Annotated in this window: 18 protein-coding genes and 1 pseudogene; 6 read left to right on the top strand and 13 right to left on the bottom strand. The window is 72.2% G+C overall.

Translation table 11 applies throughout. The features are described from left to right. The first annotated feature begins 264 nt into the window (after nucleotides 1-264). Complete coding sequence (locus tag ACWEN6_RS10850) at nucleotides 265-5,730, top strand: ATP-binding protein (RefSeq protein ID WP_452570009.1); 5,466 nt, start codon at nucleotides 265-267, stop codon at nucleotides 5,728-5,730. Between the two features lie 69 nt (nucleotides 5,731-5,799). Here ACWEN6_RS10850 and ACWEN6_RS10845 read toward each other — a convergent pair whose 3' ends face one another. Beyond that, entirely contained in the window at nucleotides 5,800-6,675 is an 876-nt protein-coding gene (locus tag ACWEN6_RS10845; RefSeq protein ID WP_452570008.1) for an NmrA family NAD(P)-binding protein, read from the bottom strand. A gap of 32 nt (nucleotides 6,676-6,707) precedes the next feature. After that, nucleotides 6,708-7,721 carry a saccharopine dehydrogenase NADP-binding domain-containing protein gene (locus tag ACWEN6_RS10840; RefSeq protein WP_452570007.1) on the bottom strand — a complete coding sequence of 338 codons (1,014 nt, stop codon included), beginning with the start codon at nucleotides 7,719-7,721 and terminating at the stop codon, nucleotides 6,708-6,710. Nucleotides 7,722-7,799: 78 nt separating this feature from the next. Between ACWEN6_RS10840 and ACWEN6_RS10835 the strand changes: the two genes are divergently transcribed. The 3 genes from ACWEN6_RS10835 (at nucleotide 7,800) to ACWEN6_RS10825 (ending at nucleotide 9,777) form a co-directional block, all read left to right on the top strand. Beyond that, complete coding sequence (locus ACWEN6_RS10835; protein WP_452570006.1) at nucleotides 7,800-8,408, top strand: TetR/AcrR family transcriptional regulator; 609 nt, start codon at nucleotides 7,800-7,802, stop codon at nucleotides 8,406-8,408. A gap of 312 nt (nucleotides 8,409-8,720) precedes the next feature. Beyond that, entirely contained in the window at nucleotides 8,721-9,170 is a 450-nt protein-coding gene (locus tag ACWEN6_RS10830) for an RlpA-like double-psi beta-barrel domain-containing protein (RefSeq protein WP_354835714.1), read from the top strand. A gap of 10 nt (nucleotides 9,171-9,180) precedes the next feature. Beyond that, nucleotides 9,181-9,777 (top strand): cell wall protein, encoded by a 597-nt coding sequence (locus ACWEN6_RS10825; protein WP_354835717.1) that lies wholly within the window; start codon nucleotides 9,181-9,183, stop codon nucleotides 9,775-9,777. A gap of 18 nt (nucleotides 9,778-9,795) precedes the next feature. Here ACWEN6_RS10825 and ACWEN6_RS10820 read toward each other — a convergent pair. Beyond that, a pseudogene (locus tag ACWEN6_RS10820) lies at nucleotides 9,796-9,894 on the bottom strand (helix-turn-helix domain-containing protein); the annotation flags it as partial. 149 nt (nucleotides 9,895-10,043) lie between these two features. On the opposite strand from ACWEN6_RS10820, the gene ACWEN6_RS10815 reads away from it, so the two are divergent. Further along, nucleotides 10,044-10,820: a MauE/DoxX family redox-associated membrane protein gene (locus tag ACWEN6_RS10815; RefSeq protein WP_452570005.1), complete on the top strand. Its 777-nt coding sequence runs from the start codon at nucleotides 10,044-10,046 to the stop codon at nucleotides 10,818-10,820. Nucleotides 10,821-10,945: 125 nt separating this feature from the next. Beyond that, complete coding sequence (locus ACWEN6_RS10810; protein ID WP_452570004.1) at nucleotides 10,946-11,380, top strand: DnaJ family domain-containing protein; 435 nt, start codon at nucleotides 10,946-10,948, stop codon at nucleotides 11,378-11,380. Between the two features lie 114 nt (nucleotides 11,381-11,494). Here ACWEN6_RS10810 and ACWEN6_RS10805 read toward each other — a convergent pair whose 3' ends face one another. The 10 genes from ACWEN6_RS10805 to ACWEN6_RS10760 all read right to left on the bottom strand — a co-directional run bounded on the left by ACWEN6_RS10805 (nucleotide 11,495) and on the right by ACWEN6_RS10760 (nucleotide 25,443). After that, a complete protein-coding gene (locus ACWEN6_RS10805) occupies nucleotides 11,495-13,651 on the bottom strand; it encodes an alpha-galactosidase (protein ID WP_452570003.1) in 2,157 nt (718 codons plus the stop codon). Nucleotides 13,652-13,863: 212 nt separating this feature from the next. Continuing rightward, entirely contained in the window at nucleotides 13,864-14,814 is a 951-nt protein-coding gene (locus ACWEN6_RS10800) for a sugar kinase (RefSeq protein WP_452570002.1), read from the bottom strand. Continuing rightward, a complete protein-coding gene (locus ACWEN6_RS10795) occupies nucleotides 14,807-15,445 on the bottom strand; it encodes a bifunctional 4-hydroxy-2-oxoglutarate aldolase/2-dehydro-3-deoxy-phosphogluconate aldolase (protein WP_452570001.1) in 639 nt (212 codons plus the stop codon). The genes ACWEN6_RS10800 and ACWEN6_RS10795 overlap by 8 nt, the downstream gene beginning before the upstream one ends. 379 nt (nucleotides 15,446-15,824) lie before the next feature. After that, nucleotides 15,825-17,870, bottom strand: coding sequence for a beta-galactosidase (locus ACWEN6_RS10790; RefSeq protein WP_452570000.1), 2,046 nt, complete (start codon nucleotides 17,868-17,870; stop codon nucleotides 15,825-15,827). Nucleotides 17,871-17,941: 71 nt separating this feature from the next. After that, complete coding sequence (locus ACWEN6_RS10785) at nucleotides 17,942-18,913, bottom strand: acetylxylan esterase (RefSeq protein WP_452569999.1); 972 nt, start codon at nucleotides 18,911-18,913, stop codon at nucleotides 17,942-17,944. Nucleotides 18,914-18,956: 43 nt separating this feature from the next. Beyond that, complete coding sequence (gene dgoD / locus ACWEN6_RS10780; protein WP_452569998.1) at nucleotides 18,957-20,102, bottom strand: galactonate dehydratase; 1,146 nt, start codon at nucleotides 20,100-20,102, stop codon at nucleotides 18,957-18,959. After that, nucleotides 20,099-21,364 (bottom strand): enolase C-terminal domain-like protein, encoded by a 1,266-nt coding sequence (locus tag ACWEN6_RS10775; protein ID WP_452569997.1) that lies wholly within the window; start codon nucleotides 21,362-21,364, stop codon nucleotides 20,099-20,101. Before ACWEN6_RS10775 ends, dgoD begins: the two co-directional genes overlap by 4 nt. 48 nt (nucleotides 21,365-21,412) lie before the next feature. Then, nucleotides 21,413-23,635 carry an FAD-dependent oxidoreductase gene (locus ACWEN6_RS10770; RefSeq protein ID WP_452569996.1) on the bottom strand — a complete coding sequence of 741 codons (2,223 nt, stop codon included), beginning with the start codon at nucleotides 23,633-23,635 and terminating at the stop codon, nucleotides 21,413-21,415. A gap of 21 nt (nucleotides 23,636-23,656) precedes the next feature. Then, the gene (locus tag ACWEN6_RS10765) at nucleotides 23,657-24,457 is read right to left on the bottom strand and encodes a carbohydrate ABC transporter permease (RefSeq protein ID WP_452569995.1); all 801 of its coding nucleotides are present in this window, start codon (nucleotides 24,455-24,457) and stop codon (nucleotides 23,657-23,659) included. A gap of 35 nt (nucleotides 24,458-24,492) precedes the next feature. Then, a complete protein-coding gene (locus ACWEN6_RS10760; protein WP_452569994.1) occupies nucleotides 24,493-25,443 on the bottom strand; it encodes a carbohydrate ABC transporter permease in 951 nt (316 codons plus the stop codon). Nucleotide 25,444: the final 1 nt, after the last annotated feature.

Raw genomic sequence — 25,444 nt, 5'->3', positions numbered from 1 at the left:
GCTTAAAGTGTCCTGGACGTCCCCGCCGGGGCCGCGTCGCCTCCGGGCGGCGCGACCTGGCGGGAGGCGGCCGTCGCTCCGTTCGCCCGTGGTCCGGCCGAGCGCGGGCGGCAGGGGCTTTTGGTCCTCTCCCACAACTGGAGCGGCCCAGCCTTCGTCGTCAGCGACATGGCGCCGCGGGCCGCCAGGGGGAAGGGTGAAGACTACAGGGGGGCCGCCGTCGTGACGGCGCGCACATCGTTGTCTACAGGAGGGCTCGGTCGGGTGTTCAGACGTGTCGCCATCGTCAACCGTGGTGAGGCCGCCATGCGCCTCATCCACGCCGTACGGGAGATCGCCGCGGAGACCGGTGCACCGATCGAGACCGTCGCCCTGCACACCGACGTCGACCGCGACGCCACGTTCGTGCGCGAGGCCGACGTCGCCTACGATCTGGGCCCCGCGTCCGCGCGCCCGTACCTCGACCTGAAGGCGCTGGAGCGCGCCCTGGTGAAGACCGGAGCCGACGCCGCGTGGGTCGGCTGGGGCTTCGTCGCGGAGGACCCCGCGTTCGCGGAGCTGTGCGAGCAGATCGGGGTCACCTTCGTCGGGCCGGGCCCGGAGGCGATGCGCAGGCTCGGCGACAAGATCGGCGCGAAGCTGATCGCCGAGGAGGTCGGCGTGCCGGTCGCCCCGTGGAGCCGCGGCGCGGTCGAGAGCCTGGACGCCGCCCTGGCCGCGGCGGCCGAGATCGGCTACCCGCTGATGCTGAAGGCCACCGCGGGCGGCGGCGGGCGGGGCATCCGCGTGATCGCGAACGAGGCCGAGCTCGCCGACGCCTACGAGCGCACCAGCCAGGAGGCCGCGCGGGCGTTCGGCAGCGGCGTGGTGTTCCTGGAGCGCCTGGTGACCGGGGCCCGGCACGTCGAGGTGCAGGTGATCGCCGACGGCGAGGGCACCGCGTGGGCGCTCGGCGTCCGCGACTGCTCGGTGCAGCGCCGCAACCAGAAGATCATCGAGGAGTCCGCGTCCCCGGTGCTCGCCCCCGAGCAGGCCGCCGAGCTCAAGGCGTCGGCCGAACGGCTGGCCCTCGCGGTCGGCTACCGGGGCGCGGCGACCGTCGAGTTCCTCTACCACCCCGGCGACCGGCGCTTCGCCTTCCTGGAGGTGAACACCCGCCTGCAGGTCGAGCACCCGATCACCGAGTCCACCACCGGGTTCGACCTGGTCAAGGCACAGCTCCACGTGGCGGCCGGCGGCCGGCTCGAAGGCGCGCCGCCGGTGGAGCGCGGGCACGCCGTCGAGGCCCGGCTGAACGCCGAGGACCCCGACCGCGACTTCGCGCCCTCCCCCGGCCGCATCGCGCGGCTGGACCTGCCCGCCGGGCCGGGCATCCGCGTGGACACCGGGGTGAGCGAGGGCGACACCATCCCCGCCGACTTCGACTCGATGATCGCCAAGATCATCGCCTACGGCCGCGACCGCGACGAGGCGCTCGGCCGGTTGCGCCGGGCGATGGCGCAGACCACGGTGATCATCGAGGGGGGCGCGACGAACAAGAGCTTCGTGCTCGACCTGCTCGACCGGCCCGAGGTGATCGAGGCCACCGCGGACACCGGCTGGATCGACCGCGTCCGGGCCGAGGGCGGGCTGGTCTCGCACCGGCACTCCGCCGTCGCTCTGGCCGCCGCCGCCATCGAGGCCTACGAGGAGGAGGAGCGCGCCGAGCGGCAACGGCTGCTGTCGACGGCCTTCGGCGGACGCCCGCAGGTGCAGCACATGAGCGGACGGCCACTGGACCTCAAGCTGCGCGGCGCCGGCTACCGCGTGCGCGTCGCGCGGGTCGGCCCGCATCGCTTCCGCGTCGGCGTGGAGGCCGGTGAGGACGTGCGCACGGCCGACGTCGAGCTCGACCGCTTCGACCGGCACACCGCGCAGATCATCGTCAACGGCGCCCGCTACCGCCTGCTCACCGGCACGCACGGGCCGATCCACCTGGTCGAGGTGGACGGGGTGGCACACCGCGTCAGCCGGGACGAGGGCGGCGTCGTCCGTTCGCCCGCGCCCGCTCTGGTCGTGGCCACGCCGCTCGCGGTCGGCGCCGAGGTCGAGGCGGGCGCGCCGGTGCTGGTGCTGGAGAGCATGAAGATGGAGACGGTGCTGCGGGCGCCGTTCAGGGCACGGCTGAAGGAATGCGCCGTCTCGGTGGGCAGCCAGGTGGAGACCGGGGCGCCGCTGCTGCGGCTGGAGCCGCTCGCCGACGGCGGCGCCGTGGCCGAGGCCGGCTCGGCCGCCGGGTCCGTCGAGCTGGACCTGCCCGCCGCTTCCGGCCAGATCCCGGCGCGCTCACGCGCCGGGCGGGGCCTTGAGGACCTGCGCAGCCTGCTGCTGGGCTTCGACGTCGACCCGCACGACGAGGGCCGGGTGCTGGAGGAGTACCTCGCCGCGCGCCGCGCGGCCATCGATGACGACCACCGGCCGCTGGCCGGGGAATTCGAACTGCTCGGGGTGTTCGCCGACCTGGCCGAGCTGAGCCGCAACCGGCCGGCGGGCGAGGACGTCGGCGGCGAGGGCCACGTGCACAGCGCCCGCGAGTACTTCCACACCTACCTGCAGAGCCTGGACGTCGAGCGTGCCGGGCTGCCGGAGGCCTTCCAGGCCAAGCTCGCCAAGGCCCTCGGGCACTACGGCGTCAGCGGGCTCGACCGCTCCCCCGAACTCGAGTCCGCGGTGTTCCGCATCTTCCTCGCCCAGCAGCGCGCCTCCGCCGACGTCGCGGCGGTGACGGCGTTGCTGCGCGCCTGGTTGCGCGAGCCGCCGCCGGACGAGACGCTGCGCGAGCCCGCCGGTCTGGCGCTGGAGCGGCTGGTGGCCGCGACGCAGGTCCGCTTCCCCGTGGTCAGCGATCTGGCGCGCGGCGTGGTGTTCGCCTGGTTCGGCCAGCCGCTGCTGCGCCGCAACCGCGCCCGCGTCTACGCCGACGTCCGCAGGCACCTGCGTCACCTGGACGAGCACCCGGACGCGCCCGACCGCGCCGAGCGCGTCGCCGAGATGGTGCGCAGCACCGAGCCGCTGGTGCGGCTGCTCGGCCGGCGACTGGTCCGCGACGACCTGGACAACGCGGTCATGCTGGAGGTGCTGACCCGGCGGTACTACGGCAACAAGGGGCTGACCGCCGTCCGCACCAGCGAGGTCGCGGGCTGCACGTTCGTGGTCGCCGAGCGCGCGGGCTCGTGCCTGGTCTCCTCCGGGGTGAGGTTCCAGGCGCTGGGCGACGCGCTGCGCGGGCTCGCCGAGCTGGCGAGCGGCGAGGACGCCGTCGACGCCGACATCTACCTGGCCTGGGAGATGCAGCCGGAGGACTCCGAGGCGATGGCCGCCGCGCTGCACGAGGTGATCAGCGCGCACCCGCTGCCGGGGCAGGTCCGCAGGATCACCGCCACCGTCGCCGGCAGCGGCGGCGCGGTGATGCACCACCACTTCACCTTCCGCCCGTCGGCCGCGGGGATGACCGAGGAGCGGCTGATCCGCGGCCTGCACCCCTACATCGCCCAGCGGATGCAGCTCGAGCGGCTGAGCAAGTTCGACCTCACACGGCTGCCGTCGTCGGACGAGGAGGTCTATCTGTTCCGCTGCGTGGCGCGGGAGAACCCCGCGGACGACCGGCTCGTGGCCTTCGCGCAGGTGCGCGACCTGACCGAGCTGCGCGAGCACGAGGGCAGGCTGCTCGCGCTGCCGACGGCCGAGGACACCATCGCCACCTGCCTGGACTCCATCCGCCGCGCGCAGGCGCGGCGCCCGTCCAAGAAGCGCTTCACCACCAACCGCATCGTGGTCTACGTCTGGCCGCCGAGCGACCTCACCCGCGCCGAGCTGGAGATGCTCGCCGGACGCGTGCTGCCGACGACCGCCGGCGCCGGGCTGGAGGAGATCCTGATCATCGGCCGGCAGCGCGACCGCGAGACCGGCGAGCTGACGAAGATCGCCGTGCGGATCTCCTTCGACGCCGTCGGCGGCGCCGAGCTGACCATCGGCGAGCCGTCGGACGAGCCGGTCGAGCCGATCGACGACTACCGGCAGAAGGTGCTGGTCGCCAGCAGCCGCAACACGGTGTACCCGTACGAGCTGACCGGCCTGCTCGGCGACTTCGTCGAGCACGACCTGGACGAGGACCACGCGCTGGTGCCGGTCGAGCGGCCGAAGGGGCGCAACACCGCGGCGATCGTCGCGGGCGTGGTGACCACGCCGACCCCGCGGCACCCGCAGGGCGTCACCAGGGTCGTGCTGCTCGGCGACCCGACCAAGTCGCTCGGCGCGCTGTCGGAGCCCGAGTGCCGCAGGGTGATCGCCGCGCTGGACCTCGCCGAGCGCATGCGGGTGCCGCTGGAGTGGTACGCGCTGTCGTCGGGGGCCCGCATCTCCATGACCTCGGGCACGGAGAACATGGACTGGGTGGCCGCGGCGCTCAAGCGCATCGTCGAGTTCACCCAGGACGGCGGCGAGATCAACATCGTGGTCACGGGCATCAACGTCGGCGCGCAGCCATACTGGAACGCCGAGGCGACGATGCTCATGCACACCAAGGGCATCCTGGTGATGACGCCGGACTCGGCGATGGTGCTCACCGGCAAGCAGGCGCTGGACTTCTCCGGCGGGGTGTCGGCCGAGGACAACTTCGGCATCGGCGGTTACGACCGGGTGATGGGCCCGAACGGGCAGGCGCAGTACTGGGCGCCCGACCTCGCCGGGGCGCGCGGGGTGCTGATGTCGCACTACGACCACACCTACGTCGCGCCCGGCGAGCGGGGGCCGCGGCGGGCGACGACCACCGACCCCGTCGACCGTGACATCTCGGGCTTCCCGCACGCCGTGGCGGGCAGCGACTTCACCACCGTCGGCGAGATCTTCTCCGCCGAGGTCAACCCCGACCGCAAGAAGCCGTTCGACATCCGGACGGTGATGCGAGCCCTGTCCGACCAGGACCACCCGGTGCTGGAGCGCTGGGCGGGCATGGCCGACGCGGAGACCGCGGTGGTGCAGGACGTGCATCTCGGCGGCATCCCGGTGTGCCTGCTCGGCATCGAGTCGCGGTCGGTGCAGCGGCGGGGCTTCCCGCCCACCAACGGCCCGGACGCCTACACCGCCGGCACGCTGTTCCCGCGGTCGTCGAAGAAGGCCGCGCGGGCGATCAACGCGGCCAGCGGCAACCGCCCGCTCGTGGTGCTGGCGAACCTGTCGGGCTTCGACGGCTCGCCGGAGTCGATGCGCAAGCTGCAGCTGGAGTACGGCGCGGAGATCGGCCGCGCGATCGTGAACTTCCGCGGGCCCATCGTGTTCTGCGTCATCTCGCGATACCACGGCGGCGCGTTCGTGGTGTTCTCCAAGGCGCTGAACCCGAACATGACGGTGCTCGCGCTGGAGGGCTCGTACGCCTCGGTGCTCGGCGGCGCCCCCGCCGCCGCGGTGGTGTTCGCCGGCGAGGTCAACTCCCGGGCCGCGGCCGATCCGCGCGTGCGCGATCTGGAGGCCCGCGCCGCGGCCGCCTCCGGCGCCGACCGCGCCACGCTGACGGCGGAGCTCGACGAGCTGCGCTCGTCGGTCCGGACGGAGAAGCTGGGCGAGGTGGCCGCGGAGTTCGACCGCGTGCACGACATCCGTCGCGCGGTCGAGGTCGGCTCGGTCGACGCCGTCATCCGCGCCGCGGAACTGCGCCCGCGCATCATCGAGGTCATCGAGTCCCACCTGAGCTGACGGTCGCGCACCACCCGGGCGCGAGGCCGGGCACGGCGTCGCCGCCGTGCCCGGGGAAACCTCGCGCGGTCAGCAGAAGGGGCCCTCGGCGGCGACGAAGGCGCGCAGCGTCTCGGGCGGCCGCCCGCCGAGGCGCTCGATCGCCTCGGTCACCTCGTACAGCTCGTGGTGGTCGCCGATGAGGCGGAACAGCTCCCAGAGGTGGGACAGGTGCTCGACGGCGACCGCGTCCTCGTACAGGGCCATCGCCTTGCGCCGCCACTCCTCGGCGTCCTGGTCGACGTACACCAGCCCCGCGCCGAAGGTCCGCACGGCCTGTCCGATGGTCATGACCTCGCCGGTGAGCCGGCACACCGGGTCGGCGGGGCCGTCAGGCGCGGTGAGCAGGCCCGCCGCCACCCGAGCCACGTCGGTCGCCGCGACCAGCGGGAGCACCGTCTCGGGCGGTCCAAGCGGCAGCGCCAGCTCGCGCCCGCCGCCGGCCCGCACCAGGACGGCGAGGTTCTCGAAGAACACCCCGGCGCGCAGGTGGACCGCGCCGACGTCGGCCCGGTCGAACAGCTCTTCCGCGACCCAGTGGCGGCGCATGTGCGGCGTACCGGCGTAGGGGTCGGCGGCGAGCTGCGACACCTCGACCACGCGCTCCACGCCCTCGCGCCGGGCGGCCGCGGCGAACACGGCCGCGGCGTCGAGCATGCCCTCGGTCACCGGGTAGGTGAAGAACGCCCTGCGCACCCCGCCGAGGGCGGGGATCACCGAAGTGATCTCGCGCAGGTCGGCGACCACGACCTCCGCCCCCCACCCGCGCAGGCGCTCGGCCCTGGCGTCCTCGCGGCGGACCACCGCCCGCACGGCCTGCCCGCGCTGGAGCAGCATGCGGGCGACGTGCAGCCCGGTCGAGCCCTGCCGTCCCCCGGCCGCCCCCGTGACCAGCACCGGTTCCATCGAGTCTCCTCCATCGGGTCGCATGCGGGCGGTCACAGGGTGAGGGTGAACGCGCCGAGCCCTTCGAGCGCGCGCAGGAACGGCTCGGCGGGGAAGACCTCGGCGGGGCTGAGGACTCCGCCCTTGGCGGGGACGTCGCCGCCCGCCAGCAGCAGCGCGCCCTGCACCGAGGCCAGCGCGCCCGCCCGCCACAGGTCGCGCCCGGCGAGCCGTCCGGCGCGGCCCCCGTCGCCGGTGATCGCCTGGACGGCGACGGTGAACTCGGTGCCCGCCCGCGTGCCGAGCGGGACGTGCTCGCTCTCGAACACGCCCTCCTCCTCGAACGTCCTGGCCGTCAGCATGGCCTCGACGTTACGGGCGGGGAGGTGCCGCGGGACCGTCAGCGCCTCGGGGAACGGCACGGGGGCGATCATGGCGCGCGGGCCGATCGGCGGGGGGAAGGCGAAGACGGCGTTGCGCGGCTCGACCCAGCCGACACGCAGCGCGCCGTCGGTGAAGCCGATGCGCTGGGTCTCGGCGAAGAGCTGCCGGGCCGTGGCGAGCGCTCCGGTGGTGAGCCGCCAGCCGCTCACCGCGTAGGCGACGGTCACGCGGTCGATGTCGCTCATGCCGCCGGCCACGGCGGCGGCGAGCAGGTCCCCGAGGCCGCCGTAGAAGCTGAGCGAGGGCACCATGGTGGCCCCGGTGCGCTGGGCCGGCGCCTGGAGGGTGTCGAACAGGTGCTTGACGTGGTGCGGCTCGACGGCGTGGTCGATGTAGTGGCAGCCCGCCTCGGCGGCGGCCGCGGCCACCGGCTCGCCGGTCACCGAGAACGGGCCGGCGCAGTGGATCAGCACCGCCGCGCTCTCGGCGAGCCCGCGCAGGGCCGCCGGGTCGTCCAGCGGGGCGTGCACGGCGCGGGCGTCGAGCTCGCCGGCCATCGTCTCCAGCGCCGCGGCGTCCCGCCCGGCCAGCACCATGCCCTGGCCGCGCGCGTGCAGTTCGGCGGCGACCAGGCGGCCGGTATGGCCGGTGGCACCGTAGATTGCGATGAGCGGTTGAGTCATGACGGCTCACTTCCATACCGTGGGTATGTAACTAGCATCGAACCTACGTTCGAGCGAAAACCGTGTCAAGGGGGTGCCATGGCCCGCCGTACCCAGGCGGAGCGCTCGGAGGAGACCACCTCCAGGCTCGTCGCCGCCGCGCAGGATCTGTTCGGGCGCGACGGCTACGCCGCCACCACGATCGAGGCGGTCGCCGCGGCGGCCGGAGTCACCAAGGGCGCCGCCTACCATCACTTCGCCACCAAGGCGGCGCTGTTCCGCGACGTGTTCGTCCAGCAGCAGCGGCAGGTCTCGGGCCTGCTCGAGCGCTCCGCCGCCGCCGAGCCCGACTCCTGGTCGGCCCTCACGCGCGGCTGCCTGACCTTCCTCCGGCACTGCCTGGACCCGGCGTTCCGGCGCATCGTGCTGCTGGACGGGCCGGCCGTCCTGGGCTGGGAGACGGTGCGCGAGATCGAGTACGAGCACACGCTGCGCGTGCTGACCGAGGGCATGCGCGCCGCGATCGCCGAGGGGCGCATGGCCGACGGCGACCTGCCCGTCCGCGCCCAGCTGATGTTCGGCGCGCTGTGCGAGGCCGGCATGCTCCTCGCCCGCACGGGCGACCCGGAACGTGCCCTGCCCGTCGTCGCCGGCGAGGCCGCCCGCCTCCTCACCTCCCTGGCCCGCGACCCCGCCCCCGGCGGCTGACCACCTCCGCCCCTCCACCGTCCCGCTCGACACCCCGACCCGGTCACACCCGCCCCGGTCGCCGTCCACCCTGCCCGCCGGCCGCCGCGCGCCCCGGCCGTTCGCCCTGGTCGCCGCCCGTTCCGGCCACCGGGCCGCCCCATCCGCGCCCGAGCCGGGACGCCGCGCGCGGTTCCATAGCTTTCGAGTGATCGAAAGTTGGTCGTTGACGGAGATTTATTACCTGTTATTCATGGGATTTGTCAGGAAGTTTCCACCCAGCCGTACCGCCTGACACGGGGGATCCGCATCCCAACCCCTAGGAGGACGCGCATGGCGCGCAGCCAGTCCGCCGACCCACCCCGTGACCTGCTCGGCCCCGTCCAGGGCGAGGTGTCCTGGTTCTGCTGCGGCTCGGCCTGGGGGCCGTGCAGCAGCGCCGGGCACGGCGCCTGTGGCACCTGCAACTCCGGCAGCATGCAACACGCCTGGCCCAACACCTCAGACGCCTGCCTGTCGATCACCCGGCCGGACAGCTGCGGCGTCAGCCTGTCCCGCCGGACCTGCGGTTTCACGCACCGGACGACGGCGCTGTGCACCGGCACCAGCGTCGTCACCTCGATCGCCGACTGCGGCCCGCAGACGGACCTGTTCTGCGGCGAGCGCAGTTGCTGCGGCGCGACCTGCGCCAGCAACCGGCTGCTCGACCTCACCCCGGCCGCCTTCAGCAAGATCGCCAGCCTCTCGGCGGGCCTGCGGCCGGCCGAGATCTCGGTTCCCTAGGAGTCCGCCGATGACCAGCAGAAGGCAACTGCTCAAGTCCGCCGTGCTCGGCGGCGGCGCCGGAGTGCTCGCCGCGACCGCGATGGGCTCGCTCGGCCCGGAGGCCGCCTTCGGCGCCGCCGCGCCCGACATCGTGCCCGGCGCGCCCGACCCGAACTTCGCCGAGGGCCGCATCCGCTCGGTCAAGGACAACACCCTGTTCGTGCTGGGCTCGAACATGGTGTTCCACCGCATCCGCGTCGTCGACGGGACCAGCCTATGGAAGCTCGGGCCGGTCGCCTTCGACCAGGCCCGTCCCGGCGACGGCCTGTACGCGCGGGGCGTGCGCATGCCCGACGGCGTGCTCGCCGCGGAGTCGGTGTGGCTGAACATCGTCAACATCAAGGGCCACGTCCGCAACATCACCAGCGAGCGGCTGCACCTGGACCACAACGGGCAGGAGATCGTCTGCCACCAGGTGCCGGGCAAGTCGGTCGCCGTCTACTCCGACGCCCCGCCGTCGGCCGATCTCTCGCTGCTGCGTGTCGGCCAGCACGTCCAGGTGCTGGGCGCCTGGCGTCCCGACACCAACCAGGTCGACATCGCCACCGTCTTCTCCCCCCACTAGGAGCGCCTGTTCGACCAAGACCAGGCGCACGCACCCGAACGTCCGTGCGAGCTGTTCGGCCTGCTCGGGGGTCGGGTAGAAGCGGTACTTGTAGGCCCGCTTCACGATCTGCACCACGCCGCACACCCTACCGCGCGACCAGCTAATAATCGTGCGTTTGTTCGATACGGCAGTTCACCTGACGGCGAACCGCCTACCCCTGCCCTGCTCCGCAGGGGTCCGATTCCTCCCCCGCCTGAACGCGGGGGTCTCCTCGGAGGTCTTCGATGAACGGGATCGCCGCGCTGCAGCCGTACGTGATCGGCCCGCTCCTCGCCTGGGCGGCCGTGCTGAAGCTCTTCGGCCGCCGGACGCGGGCGCAGGCCGGGCGCACCGCCCTGGCACGCCTGGTCGGCGCGGCGCGTGCGGTCCCGGCACTGCGCCTGGTCGGGGTGCTGGAGCTGGCGACGGCGGCGGCGCTGCTGCTGCCGCCGGCCATGCCCGCGGAGGGCGCGGCCGCCGCGGCGATGTCGGCCGGGTTCCTCGCCTATCTCGCCTACGCGCGCCGCGCCGCCCCGACGTCGTCCTGCGGGTGTCTCGGCGCGCACTCCGCGCCGGTCGACCTGCGCGGATTCGCCCGCGCGGGCCTGCTGCTGGCCGCGAGCGTCGCGGCGGTCTGGGCCGGCCCGCACCCGGTCGACGCGCCTCTGGCCGCCCTCGGCGTCGCCGAGGCCGCCGCGCTGCTGGCGCTGTCGCCGGAGCTGGACCACGCCTGGCTGATGCCGCTGCGCCGGCTCTTGGTGCGGCTGCGCAGGCCGCTCGCCGTCCCCTCACCTGCGGAGGTGCCGCTGGAGGTCACCCTGCGCCTGCTCTACCGCAGTCCCGCGTACTGCTCGGCCTCGGCGCGGCTGAGCTCGGACGTGCGGGAGACCTGGGACGAGGAGGGCCTGCGCTTCGTGGTGTACGCCGCCCGCGGGCGCACAGCGGTCTTCGCGGTCCCCCTGGGCGGGCAGGACCCGGCCGCCGTCCGCGTCGCCCTCATCGACGAGCCCGCGGTCGCCTGAGGTGCGCCGCGCTCGGACACGCCTCCACGTCGCCTCCCCCGCGCACCCACCGCGGCGCCCGGCCCCGGCGCTGATTATCGTGACAGGGAAGCGCAAGCCGGCCGGAGGACGTGGGGGGCGAGCCTGTGACGGAGCGCACGCCGCGGGGAGTTCCGTTCGAGACGTGGGTCGACCGCCAGATCCGTGAGGCCTCCGAACGCGGCCTGTTCGACGACCTGCCGGGCGCGGGCAAGCCCCTGCCCGGCCAGGGCGAGCCGCAGGACGAGATGTGGTGGATCAAGCGCAAGCTGGAGGAGGAGAACCTCAGGTTCCCGCTGCCCGGTTCGCTCGCCTTGCGCCGGGAGGCCGAGGACGCCCTGGCCGCCGCCGCGCGGGCCCGCTCGGAGGCCGAGGTGCGCGAGATCATCGCCGGCATCAACGCGAAGATCCTCGACGGCACGAGAAAGGCACTGTCCGGCCCGCTCGTCGATGGGAGTGGTCGACTACGCGCGGGTGACCGTCCAGGTCTGCGACGAACTGCCGGCACATCTGCGAGCACCGGTCCAGTGACGCGGCGGTGATCACGACCATGCCGTCGCGCACCGGGACACCCAGGACGCGGATCTTGCGGGGGACGCCTGTCTCGATCTGCTCGGCGGTGAATCGTCCGAGGCCGTGCGCGATCGCGTTACGGACTAGACGGAGCTGAGGTGCAGCACAAGCGCCTGCACCGGCCACAGGGTCGGCAGCTGCAGCCCCACCTCGGTCAGCACCCGGCCCGATACGACGACCGGCGGCTTGCTCATCCACGCCGGGGTGACCCAGCCCCATTCGGCCGGGCCGATCTCGTCCCGCAGGCGCAGCGTGTATCGACGCTCGGGGTCCAGGCCGTCCAGACGCAGCCGCTCGGTCAGGGCCTCCTCGATCGAGGCGACGGTGACGATGGTGAACACAGCCTCCTCGCGGTTCGCGGCGATCACCCCACGCACGCGCAGCGCCGCGTCGAGCACGTCCGGGTGCACCACGGTGCCGGTGTGCAGCAGGTGGCGCAACTCCTTGTAGAGGCCGGCGAACGCGGTGACGGCGTCGAGCTCCTCCTCGGTGCAGCGCGTGATGTCCCACTCGAAGCCGGCCGAGCCCTGAAGCGCGGTGGCCATACGGTAGGACAACGCCGTGCGGCGACCGGACGAATGTGACGGTGAGGGACCGACATGGGCGCCTACGAGTTCGGGTGGCAGGACGAGCTCCGTCCAGCGCTGAATGTCCTGCCGCTCGACCGGGTCGTTGGAGTCCGACGCCCACACCCGGTCGGCGAACTCCAGGATGCCGAGGTCGGTGCGGGCCCCGCCGGAGGAGCACGACTCGACTTCCAGGCCTGGATGGTCGGTCTTGAGGCGCTCGATCAGCCGATACACCGCGAGGGTCTGCGCGTGCGTGCCCGGCAGGTGTTCGTGCACCGGTTCGACGAGATCCCGATTGTGGTCCCATTTGATGAAGTCGATGCCCAACGTCCGGACGAGCGTGGACATTCGGGCGCGCACATGTTCCCAGGCTTCGGGGAGGGCGAGGTTGAGAACGTACTGGGAACGGAAGGACACGTCGGCGGGCGACGGGACCGATCGGGGATCGGCCAGCAGCCAGTGCGGGGCGGTGCGGGCCAGGTCGGAGTCCAGGTTGACCATCTCCGGTTCGAACCACAACCCGAACTGCATACCGAGCGAGTGGACAAGGTTCGCGAGCGGTTCGAGGCCATCGGGCCACACGTCCGGGTCGGCCACCCAGTCGCCGAGCCCCGCGGTGTCGTCCCGGCGGCCGCGGAACCAGCCGTCGTCGAGGACGAACCGTTCCACGCCCACGGTGGCGGCGTGCCGGGCGAGCTGCTCCAGGCGCAGCGGTTCGTGTTGGAAGTAGACCGCCTCCCACGTGTTGAGCACGAGTGGCCGGACCGTGCGGGGATGGTGGGGCCGGGCGCGCATCCAGGTGTGGAAGCGGTCGGCGATCCCGTCGAGCCCGGCCGGCGACCACGCGAAGTACGCCGTCGGGCTGCGGTAGGACTGCCCGGGCTCCAGGCGCACCTCGCACGGGCGCAGCAGCTCACCGGCGCCGAGCAGGGTGACATGTTCGGTGACCCGGTCGAGACGATGGCGGACGTCGGCGCTCCACCCGAGGTGGACCGCCCAGACCTCGCCGTCCCGGTTGCGTGGTTGCCCGTCCGACGCGAGCGTCACCCAGGGGCCGTCGTGCCCGCCGCGGCCGCGGCGGGACTCGCGTGTGGTCGTTCCCCGCGGCATCGGCATGGTCAGCGGCGACTTCTCCCGTGTCCAGCGGCCCGCGAAGGTGGTGACGTGGCCGGCGGTCTTCGGCACCGGCAGGGTGGCTTCCAGCCAGGCCAGATCGACGGGGGTGGCGCCCTGGTTGGTCAGCTCGTGGTGCAGCAGCACCAGCCCGCCCGCGCCGATCTCCAGGCAGGATCGCAGGTGGAGGCCGGTCTCAGCGTCGCTCGCCACGGTGTACATCGACCGCGGGCCCTGTTGCTGCACCCGCGAGGTCCACCGTGGGAACAGCAGCCGGCCGTCACGGCTGGCGAGCAGGCCCGGGCGGCCGGACCAGCCGTCACCCTCGAGAGGCACGAGCGGCAGGCGCCAGGCGGCGTCCAGCGTCCCGGGCGGCGTCTGCCGGCTGGTGGCCAGGTCCACGGCCTTGAGGTCCGCGGCGTCCAGGACGCCGAGGTCGGCGCCCCAGTGCAGGACCGCGGGCAGGCCGGTCACGGGGTGGGCGACCACGACGGCGACGCCGTCGTGGCGCAGGACGGTCCAGCCGGCGTACTGCGGCGAGGGTTGGTCGGGCGGCATGTCTCTCCAGCTCGTGTGGTCGTGTCGGAGGTGGCGGGTCGTGTTGCCCGGGTCCGGACGTGGATTCGGCCAGGGACCGGGGCGACCCGGCGCGGGACAGGGAGCGCACCGCCCATGACGGCGGCGTCGTCGGCAGCGGCGACGGCGCACAGCCGAAGATGCCGAACGTCCTCGAGGTCGGTCTGCGGTTGCGGGACCAGTTCGCACCAGCATCACCGCACCACATCCGCGCCGGTGAGCAGGCCGAGCTCCGCGCGCGTCGGCAGACCCTCCCAGTCACCCGTGGTGGACACCGCGAACGCCCCGCAGATAGCGCCGCGGGCCAACCTGCCCGCCGGGGGCAGCTCGTCCAGCAGGCCCGACAGGTAGCCCGCGACGAATGCGTCGCCCGCCCCGACGACGTCCACGGCCGTCACCGCTAGGGCCGGCACCCGCGCGATGTCGCCGCCGGCCAGCACGAGGGCGCCCGCCGCCCCGAGCTTCAGCACGACCTCCTCAGGGCCGAGCTCCGCCAGGCCGCGGGCCAGCTGGACCGCGTCCACCGGCCCCGGCCGATCGAGCACGAGAGCGGCCTCCTCGGCCCCGGCGAACACGGTCGCGGACCCCGCGACCAGTCGACGCAGCACCGGCCGGGCCTCGACCTCGGACCACAGGCGACCCCGGTAGTTGACGTCGAAGGTGATCCGGGTGCGGGCCTGGCCGGCCGCCGCCACCATGGCCTCGACCGCGGCGCGTGGTTGTTCCCCGAGCGCCGGGGTGATTCCGGTCAGGTGCAGCACGCGCGCCGCCGGCAGCGCGTCGGCGGGAACGTCGTGCGGCCCCACCGCCGCCCCGGCACCGCCCGTGCGGTAATAGGCCACAGTCGCCCGGTCCGCGGTACGCCGATGACGGACCAGCAGACCGGTGGGCCGGTCCGCGTCGCGACCGACCGCGTCGACACCAACGCCTTCGGCGCGCAGCGCGGCCAGGATCATGTCACCGAAGGCGTCCGAGCCCAGACGCCCGATCCACCGCGCCGAGTGGCCGAGCCGCCGGACCCCGATCGCGACCGTCGACTCCGCCCCGGCGAACGACAACTGCGCCGCGGCGCCGGGCCGCGGCGGGCCGACGGCCGTGGCGCGCACGACCGCCATGGTCTCGCCCAGCGTGACCAGATCAGGCATCGGCCGGCTCCGGGCGCAGCGTCCGGACCAGAGTCTCGACTCGGCCGGCGAGCGCGGCGAGGTCACCACCGTCGACCGCGTCGCCGACGAGCGGCCCGCCCATACCGACCGCCCGGGCCCCCGCCCGCAGATAGCCGACGCCCTCGGCGACGGAAATGCCCCCGGTCGGCACGAGCGGGATGTCCGGCAGCGGCGCACGCACCGCCCGCAGATAGCCGACGCCGCCGACCGTCCCGATCGGAAAGACCTTCACCAGCGCCGCGCCGGCCCGGGCGGCGGCGAGGATCTCCGTCGGGCTCAGTGCGCCGCACACGACCGGAACACCGGCGTCGACGCCGGCCGCGATCACATCGGGCACCACAGCCGGCGTGACCAGGTACCGGGCGCCGGCATCCACGGCCGCTCGGGCCTGCGCGGCATGCAGCACGGTGCCGGCCCCGACGACGAGCCCCGGCGTCGTGGCGGCACCCTCGATGGCGCGCAGCCCGCCCGGCGTCGTCAGGGCCACCTCGACCGCCGTGACCCCGGCCCCGGCCAGGACATCGAGCACCGCCGGGACGTAGCGGACCGACCGCGCGCGGACGATCGCGATCGCCGGACACCGGGCCAGCGCATCGGCGAGCGCGCTCACGACGCCACCGTGCGCGGTACCGACACGAACGCGACCGACCGCATCTGAAGCGGCCCGCCCTCTGGATGCTCCACCGGGCAAGCCTGCGGCCAGAGGTACTGGGGCGCGTCCTTGGCCGGCTGCAGCAGGTGCGGGCGCAGCGACTGGGCCGTCGCGGAGACGAGCGTGGCGCGGCCGACCGGTTGGCTTAGCGGCCGGCGGAAGCAGGCGCCGGACGGCACGGTGACCGGCGCCGCCGGAACGACGAACTCCCGGTCGGTAGCCGTCCACAGCGGAGCCGACCCGTACCGCGATATCCGGAGCCTCGGATCGTCGCTGCGAATTCGGGCGGCACGGTTCGGTCCAGGCAGCGCCGTAGCGGGCGCCGAGGGCCAAGTGATCATGACTTACCGGCCGAGTCCAGGACCGCGGCGCGACGCAGGACCGCTACGGCGCGCGGTGCCAGGATGGCGGTCCCGGTCCCGGCGCCGAGCCGTTCTCCGCCGACGGCGGAGATGTCGAGGGGCTGCCCAGTACGGTTGATCAGGAACCAGTACGGTCCGCGTACGGCCAGTTCGACGCGACCGCGCAGGCCCGGCGGGAGTTCGCTGTGGATGCCGGCTCGTTCCGCCAGGTCGGCCAGGACGACGGTGAGCCCGGCGGGCCGCAGGCGGGTGGAGACGTAGGCGGCGGATCCGGACCCGACGGCCCGGCGGGTGATGGCCGGGCGGCCGGTCTGGCCGCCATTGCTGTACCGGGCCAGGACCTCGGTCGCGGAATCCGTGAGGTCGATGCGGTCGGTCCACAGGGTGCCCACCGTGCCGTTGTCGAGCTCGACGCTCTGCTCGTCGGGCAGAGGGGCGAACTCTTCGATCCGGATGCCGAGCAGATCGCGCAGGGCTCCCGGGTAGCCGTCGAGCCAGACATGGTCGTGCTCGTCGACGATGCCGGAGAAGTAGGTGGTGACGAGGTGGCCGCCGCCGGCGACGTGGCCGCGTAGCCGGTCGGCGAGCGCGCCGGGCACGACATGCAGGATCGGGGCGACGAGCAGACCGTAGCGATGCAGCGGCGCGTCGACGGGGACCACGTCGGCGCGGATACCGAGTTCGAGAAAGGCGGTGTACCAGTCGAGGGCCTCCTGCCGGTAGCGGAGCCGGTCGCTGGGGTGTGCGTCGTGTTCGGCCGTCCACCAGGACTCCCAGTCGAAGACGATGGCCGCGCCGGCCGGCCGGCGCGTCGTGCCGGCCACCTCGGCGAGATCGCGCAGCGTGGCGCCGAGATCGGTGACGGCGCGGAAGATGGCGCTGTCGACGCCCGCGTGGGGCAGCATCGCCGAGTGGTACTTCTCGGCGCCCGCCGCGGACTGGCGCCACTGAAAGAAGCAGACCGCGTCGGCGCCGTGCGCGACGTGCGTGAGCGAGTCGCGGGCCATCTCGCCAGGCGCTTTGGCGACGTTGATCGGCTGCCAGTTGAGCGCGCTGGTGGAGTGCTCCATGAGATACCACGGCCGCCCGCCGGCCAGATTCGCGGTGAGGTTGGCGGAGAACGACAGTTCGTCGTGCGCCTGCGGGCCCGGCGTCGTGTAGTGGTCGTTGGCGATGAAGTCGACCTCGGCGGCCCAGTCGGCGTAGTTGATGGCCTTGGACCAGCCCATGACCATGAAGTTGGTGGTGACGGGAATGTCCGGGGTCACTTCGTACAGCACTGATCGTTCCGCGCGCAGGTGGTCCTTGAGCGCATCGGAGGAGAACCGCTTGAAGTCCAGTTGCTGCGTCGGGTTGGGGTGCGTGGTCGCCAGCCGTGGTGGCAGGATCTGCGCCCAGTCGCTGTACTGCTGTGACCAGAACGTGGTCGCCCAGGCCCGGTTGAGAGCCTCCAGGGTGCCGTATCGGTGGCGCAGCCAGTGCCGGAACGCGGTCGCGGCGTCGTCGGAGTAGTCGTAGGCGTTGTCGCCGCCCAGTTCGTTGTTGACATGCCAGGCGGTCAGCGCCGGGTGGTCGCGGTACCTTTCGGCGAGTGCGCGGGTCAGGCGGAGCGCATGCGATCGGAAGATCGGCGAAGTCGGCCGCCAGTGCTGCCGGGCACCGGGCCAGATGGTGCGGCCGTCCCGGTCGACCGGCAGGATCTCCGGGTGCATCGTGGTCAGCCAGGGCGGCGGGGATGCCGTCGCCGTGGCCAGGTCGACGGCGATGCCGTGCGCGTGCAGCAGGTCCATGACCTCGTCGAGCCACGCGAAGTCCCACACGTCCGCCTGCGGCTGGATCCGGGCCCAGGAGAAGATCGCCAAGGAGACGATGTTCACGCCGGCCACCTGCATGGCCCGAACGTCCGCGTCCCAGATGTGGCGTGGCCACTGCTCGGGGTTGTAGTCGCAGCCGAACGCGAGACGGCTCCGGGACGGATCCGACGGCCAGCGCAGCCATCGGTGAATGTGGTGCGGCTGCATGCCGGCTCCTCCTTCGCGGTGCTGGTGATGGTGACGTGAGCCCGGCCGCCACCGGGTCGGCTGCGCCCCGCTCATCCGCTGAGCGGCTTGGCGGCGAACCTCAGCTTTTCGGCCTCATGGAAAGCCTGGCCCCCTTCGTGGCCGTTGAACGGGTAGACACGGATCTGCTTCGGTCCGGCGTAGTGGTTGTACGAGGCGTACACGGTTGAGGGCGGGCAGGTCTGGTCCATCAGCCCGACGGAGTAGAGAGCTGAGGCGTCGGCCCGTTTGGCGTGATTGACCGTGTCGAAGTACGAGAGGGTTCGCAGCACCTGATCCTTTTTGTCGCGGTGGACCTTGAGATAGCCGGTGATCTCGGCGTACGGCGAGGCGTCGGTGATGGTCAGGGCACGGGGAAAGTCGGCCAGGAACGGAACGTCGGGCATGGCGGCCACGAGACCTGATGCGAGGCCGGCCGCGGCGGTGGCGATCCCGCCGCCTTGGCTGGTCCCGGTGACGGCCACCCTGCTCGGGTCCGCCGCGGGCAGTTGCCGTACGGCGTCGATGGCACGGACCGCGTCGGTGAAGACCCGGCGGTAGTAGTAGGTTTCCGGGCTGGCGATACCTCGGGTGGTGAAGCCCGCGGACGCGGGGTCGCCGGCGGGGTCAGGATCGGGTGTGTCCCCCTTGGGGCCCTTGGCGCCCTGGCCTCGAGTGTCCATGATGAAGTGGGCGTAGCCGGCCATGGCCCACAGAGGTCTCTCGTGCGGCAGGCCGCGGCCTCCGCCGTATCCGAGGTACTCCACCACGGCGGGCAGTGGACCGGTGCGGGTGACGGGCAGGTGCAGCCATGCCTTGACCGGATTGCCGGCGTAGCCGGCGAAGGTGACGTCGAAGGTGTCGATCAGCGCGAGCCCGTTGTCGGCCGGTGTGACGGTGAGGTTCAGCTGATGGGCGCGCGCCTCCTGGAGCGTCGCGGTCCAGAAGCCGTCGAAGTCCTCCGGCTCCGCGACGGCGGGCCGGTAGCTGCGCAGAAGGTCTTCGGGCAGGTCGAACAGTGCCATGTCATCTCCACGGTGGCTGGTTGGTCGGGAGCGGGATGGGTCGTCACCACTCGGTGAACGCGCCGTCCGGGCCGCGCCAGATGGGGGATCGGAACCGGTGGCCTCGTGCCGCCGCTTCGCGCACCGCCTTCTCGTCGACGTCGATGCCGAGGCCGGGTGCGTCGAGTCGCTCGACGTGCCCGTCGCGCAACCGTAGGACGTCGGTGTCGACGAGATAGTTCAGGCCGTCCTGGCCGTGGTGGTGGTGGAGGCCAAGAGCCTGTTCCTGGATGAGAAAGTTGGGTGTGGCCAGGTCGATCTGCAGGCATGCGGCCAGTGCGATGGGGCCGAGCGGGCAATGCGGGGCCAGGACCGCGTCGTACATCTCGGCGACCGCGGCGATGCGCCGGACCTCGGAGATGCCTCCGGCGTGCGAGAGGTCAGGTTGAACGACGGCCACACCGGCGTCCAGGACGTCCCGGAACTCGCGCCGGGTGTAGAGCCGCTCGCCGGTGGCGATCGGCAATGAGGTCGCCGTGACGATCCGGGCGATGTCGCTGGAGTACTCCGGTCGCAGCGGTTCCTCGACGAACAGGGGCACGTACGGTTCCAGCAGTGGCAGGAGGCGACGGCTGGCGGGGATCGAGGCCCGGCCGTGCAGGTCGATCGCCACGTCGTTGTCCGGGCCGATCGCATCGCGGACCTTGGCCAGCAGATCGACGACGGAGCTCAGGCCCGCAGGGGTGTCCAGGAACGCCATCGGGCCCGGCGGTGCGATCTTGACGGCTGTGTATCCGGCTGCGATCGCCGTCGCGGCGGCTTCGGCGACTTGTTCGGCCGTCTCGCCGTACGCCCATCCGTACATCCGGACGCGGTCGCGTACCGGCCCGCCGAGCAGTTCGTGGACCGGCGCCCCGCGGACCTTCCCGGCGATGTCCCACAGTGCCTGGTCGATGCCGGCGACGGCGCTGGACAGTACGGGGCCCCCGCGGTAGAAGCCACCGCGGGTGAGGACCTGCCAGTGGTCCTCGATGCGCATCGGGTCGGTCCCGATGAGCAGGTCGGACAGCTCACCGATCGCGGCCTGGACGGTCTCGGCGCGGCCTTCCACGACCGGTTCGCCCCAGCCGACGACACCGTCGTCGGTGGTGATCTTCAGAAAGAGCCAGCGGGGCGCTACGAGGAAGGTTTCGACGCGGTCGATCTTCACGGGGCCACGATCCCGCCGTCGAGTTGCCGCACCTGGGCCGACCACCGTTCGTGGAGGTGCTCCACCGGCGGGTACTTGGCCGCCTCCCGCTCGTCGAGGTCGATGCCCCACCCCGGCGCGTCCGATGGGAAGAGGTAACCGTTGTGGGGGGTGAGCGTGCCCGGGAAGACCTCCTGGGCGGCCGATGAGTACTCGTGACCCTCCTGGATGACGAACGCCGCGCTGGTCACGTCGAGCGCGACGTTCGCCGCCGCGCCGACCGGGGACACGTCGGCCGGTGAGTGCCAGGCGGTGCCCACACCGTGCAGTTCGCACAGGGCGACGAGCTTGCGCGCCGGGCTCAGGCCACCGACCGAGGAGATGTGCAGACGCAGCAGATCGACGCCGCCACCGGTCACCAGCCGGGCCGCGTCGGCCACCGACGCCACCTGTTCACCGGCGGCGATGGGCATGGGGGCGGCCGCGCGGACCTCGCTCAGCCGGTCGTAGAACTCGGGGGCGATCGGATCCTCCAGGAAGAACAACCGGTACTCCTCGAGCCGGCGGACCAGTCCGACGGCCTGCTTGACGGTCAGCCGGGAATGGACGTCGTGCATCAGGTGCGGCTCGGGCCCGAGGACCGCGCGGGCCTGCGCGAACAGCTCCGGAGTATCGCGCAGGTAGCGAAGCACGTCCCACCCGCCGGGATGCGGGCTTCCGGGGTACTCGCCGGGCGTGGCCGGAGCACCGTAGGTTCCGGCTCCGGGGCTGCCGACCTGCAGCCGGACGTGCCGGTATCCCCGGGCGAGCAGGACCTCGGCCTCGCGCAGGGTGGCCTCGACGGTGGCCCCGCCGGCGTGCAGGTAGGTGTCGGCCGCCGCGCGGACCCGCCCGCCGAGCAACTCGTAGACGGGCATGCCGGCCCGTTTGCCGGCGATGTCCCACAGCGCCTGGTCGACGCCGGACAGGGCGTTGTTGGTGACCGGGCCGCTGCGCCAGTACGACGAGAAATGGATCATACGGAAGATGTCCTCGATGTCGGCCGGGTGACGGCCGACGAGCAGCGGCGCGACATGACGGTCGACGGTGGCCGCGACCGCGTGGAACCGCTGGGTGAACGTCGCGCATCCGAGCCCGTACAGGCCGGGGTCATTGGTGTCGACCCGGACGACGACGAGCGGTACGCCCTCCGGGGCGGTGACGATCGACCGGACGCCGGTGATGCGCAGCCGGTCACGGCCGGGCCAGGGCGCCTGCGTCTCCGGCATGGGATTGAGGGGCAAGGACGGGATCTCCTGTTCGAGGATCGTTGCTCGGTGGACGTCAGAGGGTCAGGCGTACGCGCGCACGGCGATCAGCTGGGCCGAACCGGTGCCGTTGGTGGCGGTGACGACGACCCTGATCCGGTCGGTCACGATCGGGGCCGCGAGACTGTGCGTGCGGCGCCGCTGCCGGTTGCCGGCCACCGATACGAGCGGTTGCCAGCCGGCTCCGGCGGCGTGGGCCTCGATCCGGTAGTCGCGCACGAGCGTCGGCATGAGCGTGAACGGCATCCGGTGATGGGGCAGATTGATCAGGTCCTCGTTGACGTCGTCGTTCGCGATGATCTCGATCCGGCTCACCGTCACCGGCTCCGCCCAGGCCAGCTGCAACCACGGCTCGCCGTCGGTGGCGAGGGGCCGCGACACCCACAGGTGCGGTCCGGCGAAGGCGCGCAGGTACCCGTCGACCACCTTGTCGGCCGAGTAGGCCGCGGTCGGACCGGTGCGCAGGCAGAAGGTCCGGCGGCGCAGGGCGGCGCTCTTCCACTCGAGCACCGGTTGCCGCTCCGTCAGGCCCGTCGCCGGCGGCACGTGGGACAGGGAGAGCACGCCGGGGACGGCCGTGTCCGCGACGTGCAGGGTCAAGGCGCGGTTGGCCCGCACCCGCAGGAAGGCGTTGCGCGCGGTGGGCGGCGTCCACTCCAGCGGAAGGCGGACCCATTGCCGGGCGCCCGCCGCGACCGGAACCTCCGCGGTGTCGATCAGCGTGCCCGGGACGTAGTTCTGTCCGAGGCCGGGATCGTGGAGTTCCACCACGAGCGTCGTGGTCTCGGCCGCGTCGGCGAGGAGTTCCAGCCCCGTCAAGGCAGGATCGACCGGCAGCACGATGCCGGCGTCGGCGGTCAGCGGCCACGGTTCACCCGGTTCGGTCACATCGATCCCGTCCAGCGTCGAGGACGCCGTCACCAGCGCCGCGCGGGCCTGATCGTCGGGGTCGGCGGCGGCCATGCCGATGAGGGACGCGTCGGAGCGCAGCAGGGTCTGCTGCAGGTGACCCACGTCGAGTTCGCGAGGGGCCACCTTCCGGTCCAGGCACAGGACGGCGGCGGTTCCCGCCACCTGGCCCAGCGTCGCGCAGGTGGCCATCACCCGGGTCGACCCGAACGCGATGTGGCTCGCCGAGATGTTACGTCCGGCGAACAGCAGGTTCGTGGTGTTCACCGAGTACAGGCAGCGGTAGGGGATGTGGTACACGCCGTCCGGGTGCAGATGCTTGGAGGCGGCCTCGGTCGCGTACATGCCCTGCGGGGGATGCATGTCGATGGACCACCCGCCGAAGGCGATCCGGTCGGGGAACTCCGTCTGGCCCATGATGTCGTTCTGGGTCAGCACGTAGTCGCCGATGAATCTCCGGTACTCCCGCTTGCCGGGGACGGCGCCGACCCATTCCAGGGTCATCGTGTCCGCGTCGAACCGGCCCGAGTTCTTGATGTGGTCCCAGATGCCGTAGATGACCGACCACAGTTCGTCCCGGATGACGTCGTTGTCGTGGACGGTGTCCAACTCCCCGCCGTACTCGATCCACCAGTACGCGGTGCCGTTGTCGCCGGCCCGGATGAGGCGCTGCTGCGGGATGCTCGTCCGCGTGATGTCCTTGGCGAACGACGGTGCCACATAGGTGACCGGCTCGCCGGCGTCCTTGGTGTAGAAGAGCAGGGTGCTGCCGAGGGTGATGTCGTCGGCCTCGGCGGGCGCCCAGGGCTCGCCGTACTCGCTGCGGGACTCACGGCCGATGCGGTACTCGGACCCGGCCAGGTGTCCGATCAGGCCGTCGCCGGTGCAGTCGAGAAAGATCGGCGACGAGAAGTGGATGAGCCGTTCCGAGCCCATCATCCACCCGGTGACGGTGTGGATCCGCCGCGCCTCGGGCGGCCCTTCCGCGTCGACGTCACGGACGTCGGTGTTGAGGTACAGGGAGATGTTCGGTTCCGCCCGGACGGCGTCGAGCACGACGGTGTCCCACAGGTACGGGTTGCCCTGCGGGTTGCGGTACTGGTTCTCCACGAACAGCTCACCCATGATCCCGCCTTCGCGGGCGTAGTGGTTGTCGCCGTGGCTCGTGGCACCGACCACCCAGACCCGGACCTCGCTGCTGGAGTTGCCGCCCAGCACCGGCCGGTTGTTGATCAGCGCGACCGTCCGGCCGAGGCGGGCCGCGGCGATGGCGGCGCACACACCGGCCAGACCACCGCCGACCACCGTGATGTCGTGCCCGGCGTGTTCAACACGCATTGCTGTGAGCCTCCGTCGGTGTCACTTGAGCCCGGTGCGGCTGAGCGCGGACAGGAACTGGCGCTGGAACACCAGGAACACGATGATCATCGGCACGACCGACGAGGTGGCGGCGGCCATGGACAGGCCACCGGCGAGGCCGCCGTCGCCGTCGACGAACCGGGTCAGGCCGACGGGAAGCGTGTAGTTGTCGTCGGTGGACAGCATGATCAGAGGTGTCTCGTAGCTGTTCCACGACCACACGAAGCCGAGAATCGCCAGTGCCGCGAGGACGGGCCGCGCCATCGGCAGGTAGATACGCCAGTAGATCGACCACTCGCCGGCGCCGTCGATGCGGGCGGCCTCGGCGAGCTCCCCGGGGACGGTGGAGAAGTGCTGGCGCATCAGGAAGGTGCCGAAGACGGTGAACATGCTCGGCAGGATCAGCGCCCACAAGGTGTCGTACAGGCCGACGGCCTGGAAGAACATGAACCGGGGCACGAGCAGCAACTGGGTCGGCACGATCGAGGTCGCGATGTAGAGCAGGAAGAGGCGGTCGCGGCCTTTGAACCGCATGCGGGCGAAGGCGTACCCGGCGAGTGAGGACGTGAACAGCTCGCCGGTGACGGCGACGGTCGCCACGATCACCGAGTTCCCGAAATAGCGCAGCAGGGGCGGGTCGCCGGCCCAGACGTCGACGTAGTTGAGCCACTGCACCGGGTCGGGAATCCACTTCACCGGAAGCGTGAACACGTCGATGTTGCGTTTGAGCGAGGCCGAGATCATCCACAGCAGCGGGAGGGCGAAAAGCGCCGCGGCCACCCACATGACACCGCTCAGCATCCAGGTGCGCGGGCTCCGGGAACTTTGACCGTGGGTCATGTGTAGAGCCCCCGTCCCTTCTGGAACCGCCACAGCAGCAGCGTCAGCAGCAGCACCGCGGCGAACGTGACGACGCCGATCGCCGCGGCGTAGCCGAACTTGTAGGCCTGAAATCCGGACTGGTACATGTAGTAGGCCAGCACGGTGGTGGACTCTCCCGGGCCGCCGCCGGTCAGGAAGGCGATCAACCCGAACCCCTGCGACGTGCTGATGAACGAAGTGATCGCCAGGAAGGTGGTGGTCGGCATGAGGCTCGGCCACGTGATGGCGCGGAACCGGCGCCACGTGCCGGCGCCGTCGATCATCGCCGCCTCGTGCAGGTCCTGGGGCAGTTCCTGCAGGGCGGCCAGGTAGATCACCCCTTGGTAGCCCATGCCGGCCCACACCTGGATGAGCACGAGCGCCGGCAGAGCCCAGCCCTCGGACACCAGCCAGGTCGGCGGCTCGGACAGCCCCAGGAACCGCAGGGCCTGGTTGAGCAGCCCGGCGCTGGGGTTGAGCACGAGCAACCAGACCATGCCGATGGCGACCGTGTTGACCATGCTGGGGACGAAGAACACGACCCGCAGCGCGGCCCGGCCGGCCAGCGGCCGGTTGAGGGCCAGGCCGAGCAGCAGGCCGAAGGCGATCGACAACGGAACGCCGAGGCCGGCGAAGAACACCGTCCGGCCCAGGGCGTTCCAGAACTTGGAGTCGGCGAACAGTTCGGCGAAGTTGTCCAGGCCCACCCACTCGATCCCGCCCAGGCCGGACAGCACGTTCCAGCGGGTGAACGCGATGCCCAGCCCGGCCAGCATCGGCCCCAGGGTGAAGGCGATCAGCCCGAGAAGATTGGGGGTGATGAACAGCCACGGCAACCAGGAACGGACCCCGGCGGGCAGGCGCCTCTTCTCCCGTGCGGCGGGCGGTACTACCGGTGACCGGGCCGGGCCGGCCAGAGTCTGCATG

The organism is Sphaerisporangium sp. NPDC004334 (assembly GCF_053602655.1).
Note: the sequence above shows the minus strand (reverse complement) of the source record. Positions and strands in the feature narration are given on the sequence as shown.

Excerpts from the sequence above, each read along its gene's own strand:
- ACWEN6_RS10830 (WP_354835714.1), top strand. The coding sequence starts at position 8,721 with ATGGCGCGCAGCCAGTCCGCCGACCCACCCCGTGACCTGCTCGGCCCC.
- ACWEN6_RS10825 (WP_354835717.1), top strand. The coding sequence starts at position 9,181 with ATGACCAGCAGAAGGCAACTGCTCAAGTCCGCCGTGCTCGGCGGCGGC.
- ACWEN6_RS10770 (WP_452569996.1), bottom strand. The coding sequence starts at position 23,635 with ATGCGTGTTGAACACGCCGGGCACGACATCACGGTGGTCGGCGGTGGT.
- ACWEN6_RS10845 (WP_452570008.1), bottom strand. The coding sequence starts at position 6,675 with ATGGAACCGGTGCTGGTCACGGGGGCGGCCGGGGGACGGCAGGGCTCG.
- ACWEN6_RS10840 (WP_452570007.1), bottom strand. The coding sequence starts at position 7,721 with ATGACTCAACCGCTCATCGCAATCTACGGTGCCACCGGCCATACCGGC.
- ACWEN6_RS10800 (WP_452570002.1), bottom strand. The coding sequence starts at position 14,814 with ATGCCTGATCTGGTCACGCTGGGCGAGACCATGGCGGTCGTGCGCGCC.
- ACWEN6_RS10785 (WP_452569999.1), bottom strand. The coding sequence starts at position 18,913 with ATGGCACTGTTCGACCTGCCCGAAGACCTTCTGCGCAGCTACCGGCCC.
- ACWEN6_RS10790 (WP_452570000.1), bottom strand. The coding sequence starts at position 17,870 with ATGCAGCCGCACCACATTCACCGATGGCTGCGCTGGCCGTCGGATCCG.
- ACWEN6_RS10835 (WP_452570006.1), top strand. The coding sequence starts at position 7,800 with ATGGCCCGCCGTACCCAGGCGGAGCGCTCGGAGGAGACCACCTCCAGG.
- ACWEN6_RS10805 (WP_452570003.1), bottom strand. The coding sequence starts at position 13,651 with ATGCCGCCCGACCAACCCTCGCCGCAGTACGCCGGCTGGACCGTCCTG.
- ACWEN6_RS10765 (WP_452569995.1), bottom strand. The coding sequence starts at position 24,457 with ATGCTGAGCGGTGTCATGTGGGTGGCCGCGGCGCTTTTCGCCCTCCCG.
- ACWEN6_RS10760 (WP_452569994.1), bottom strand. The coding sequence starts at position 25,443 with ATGCAGACTCTGGCCGGCCCGGCCCGGTCACCGGTAGTACCGCCCGCC.
- ACWEN6_RS10815 (WP_452570005.1), top strand. The coding sequence starts at position 10,044 with ATGAACGGGATCGCCGCGCTGCAGCCGTACGTGATCGGCCCGCTCCTC.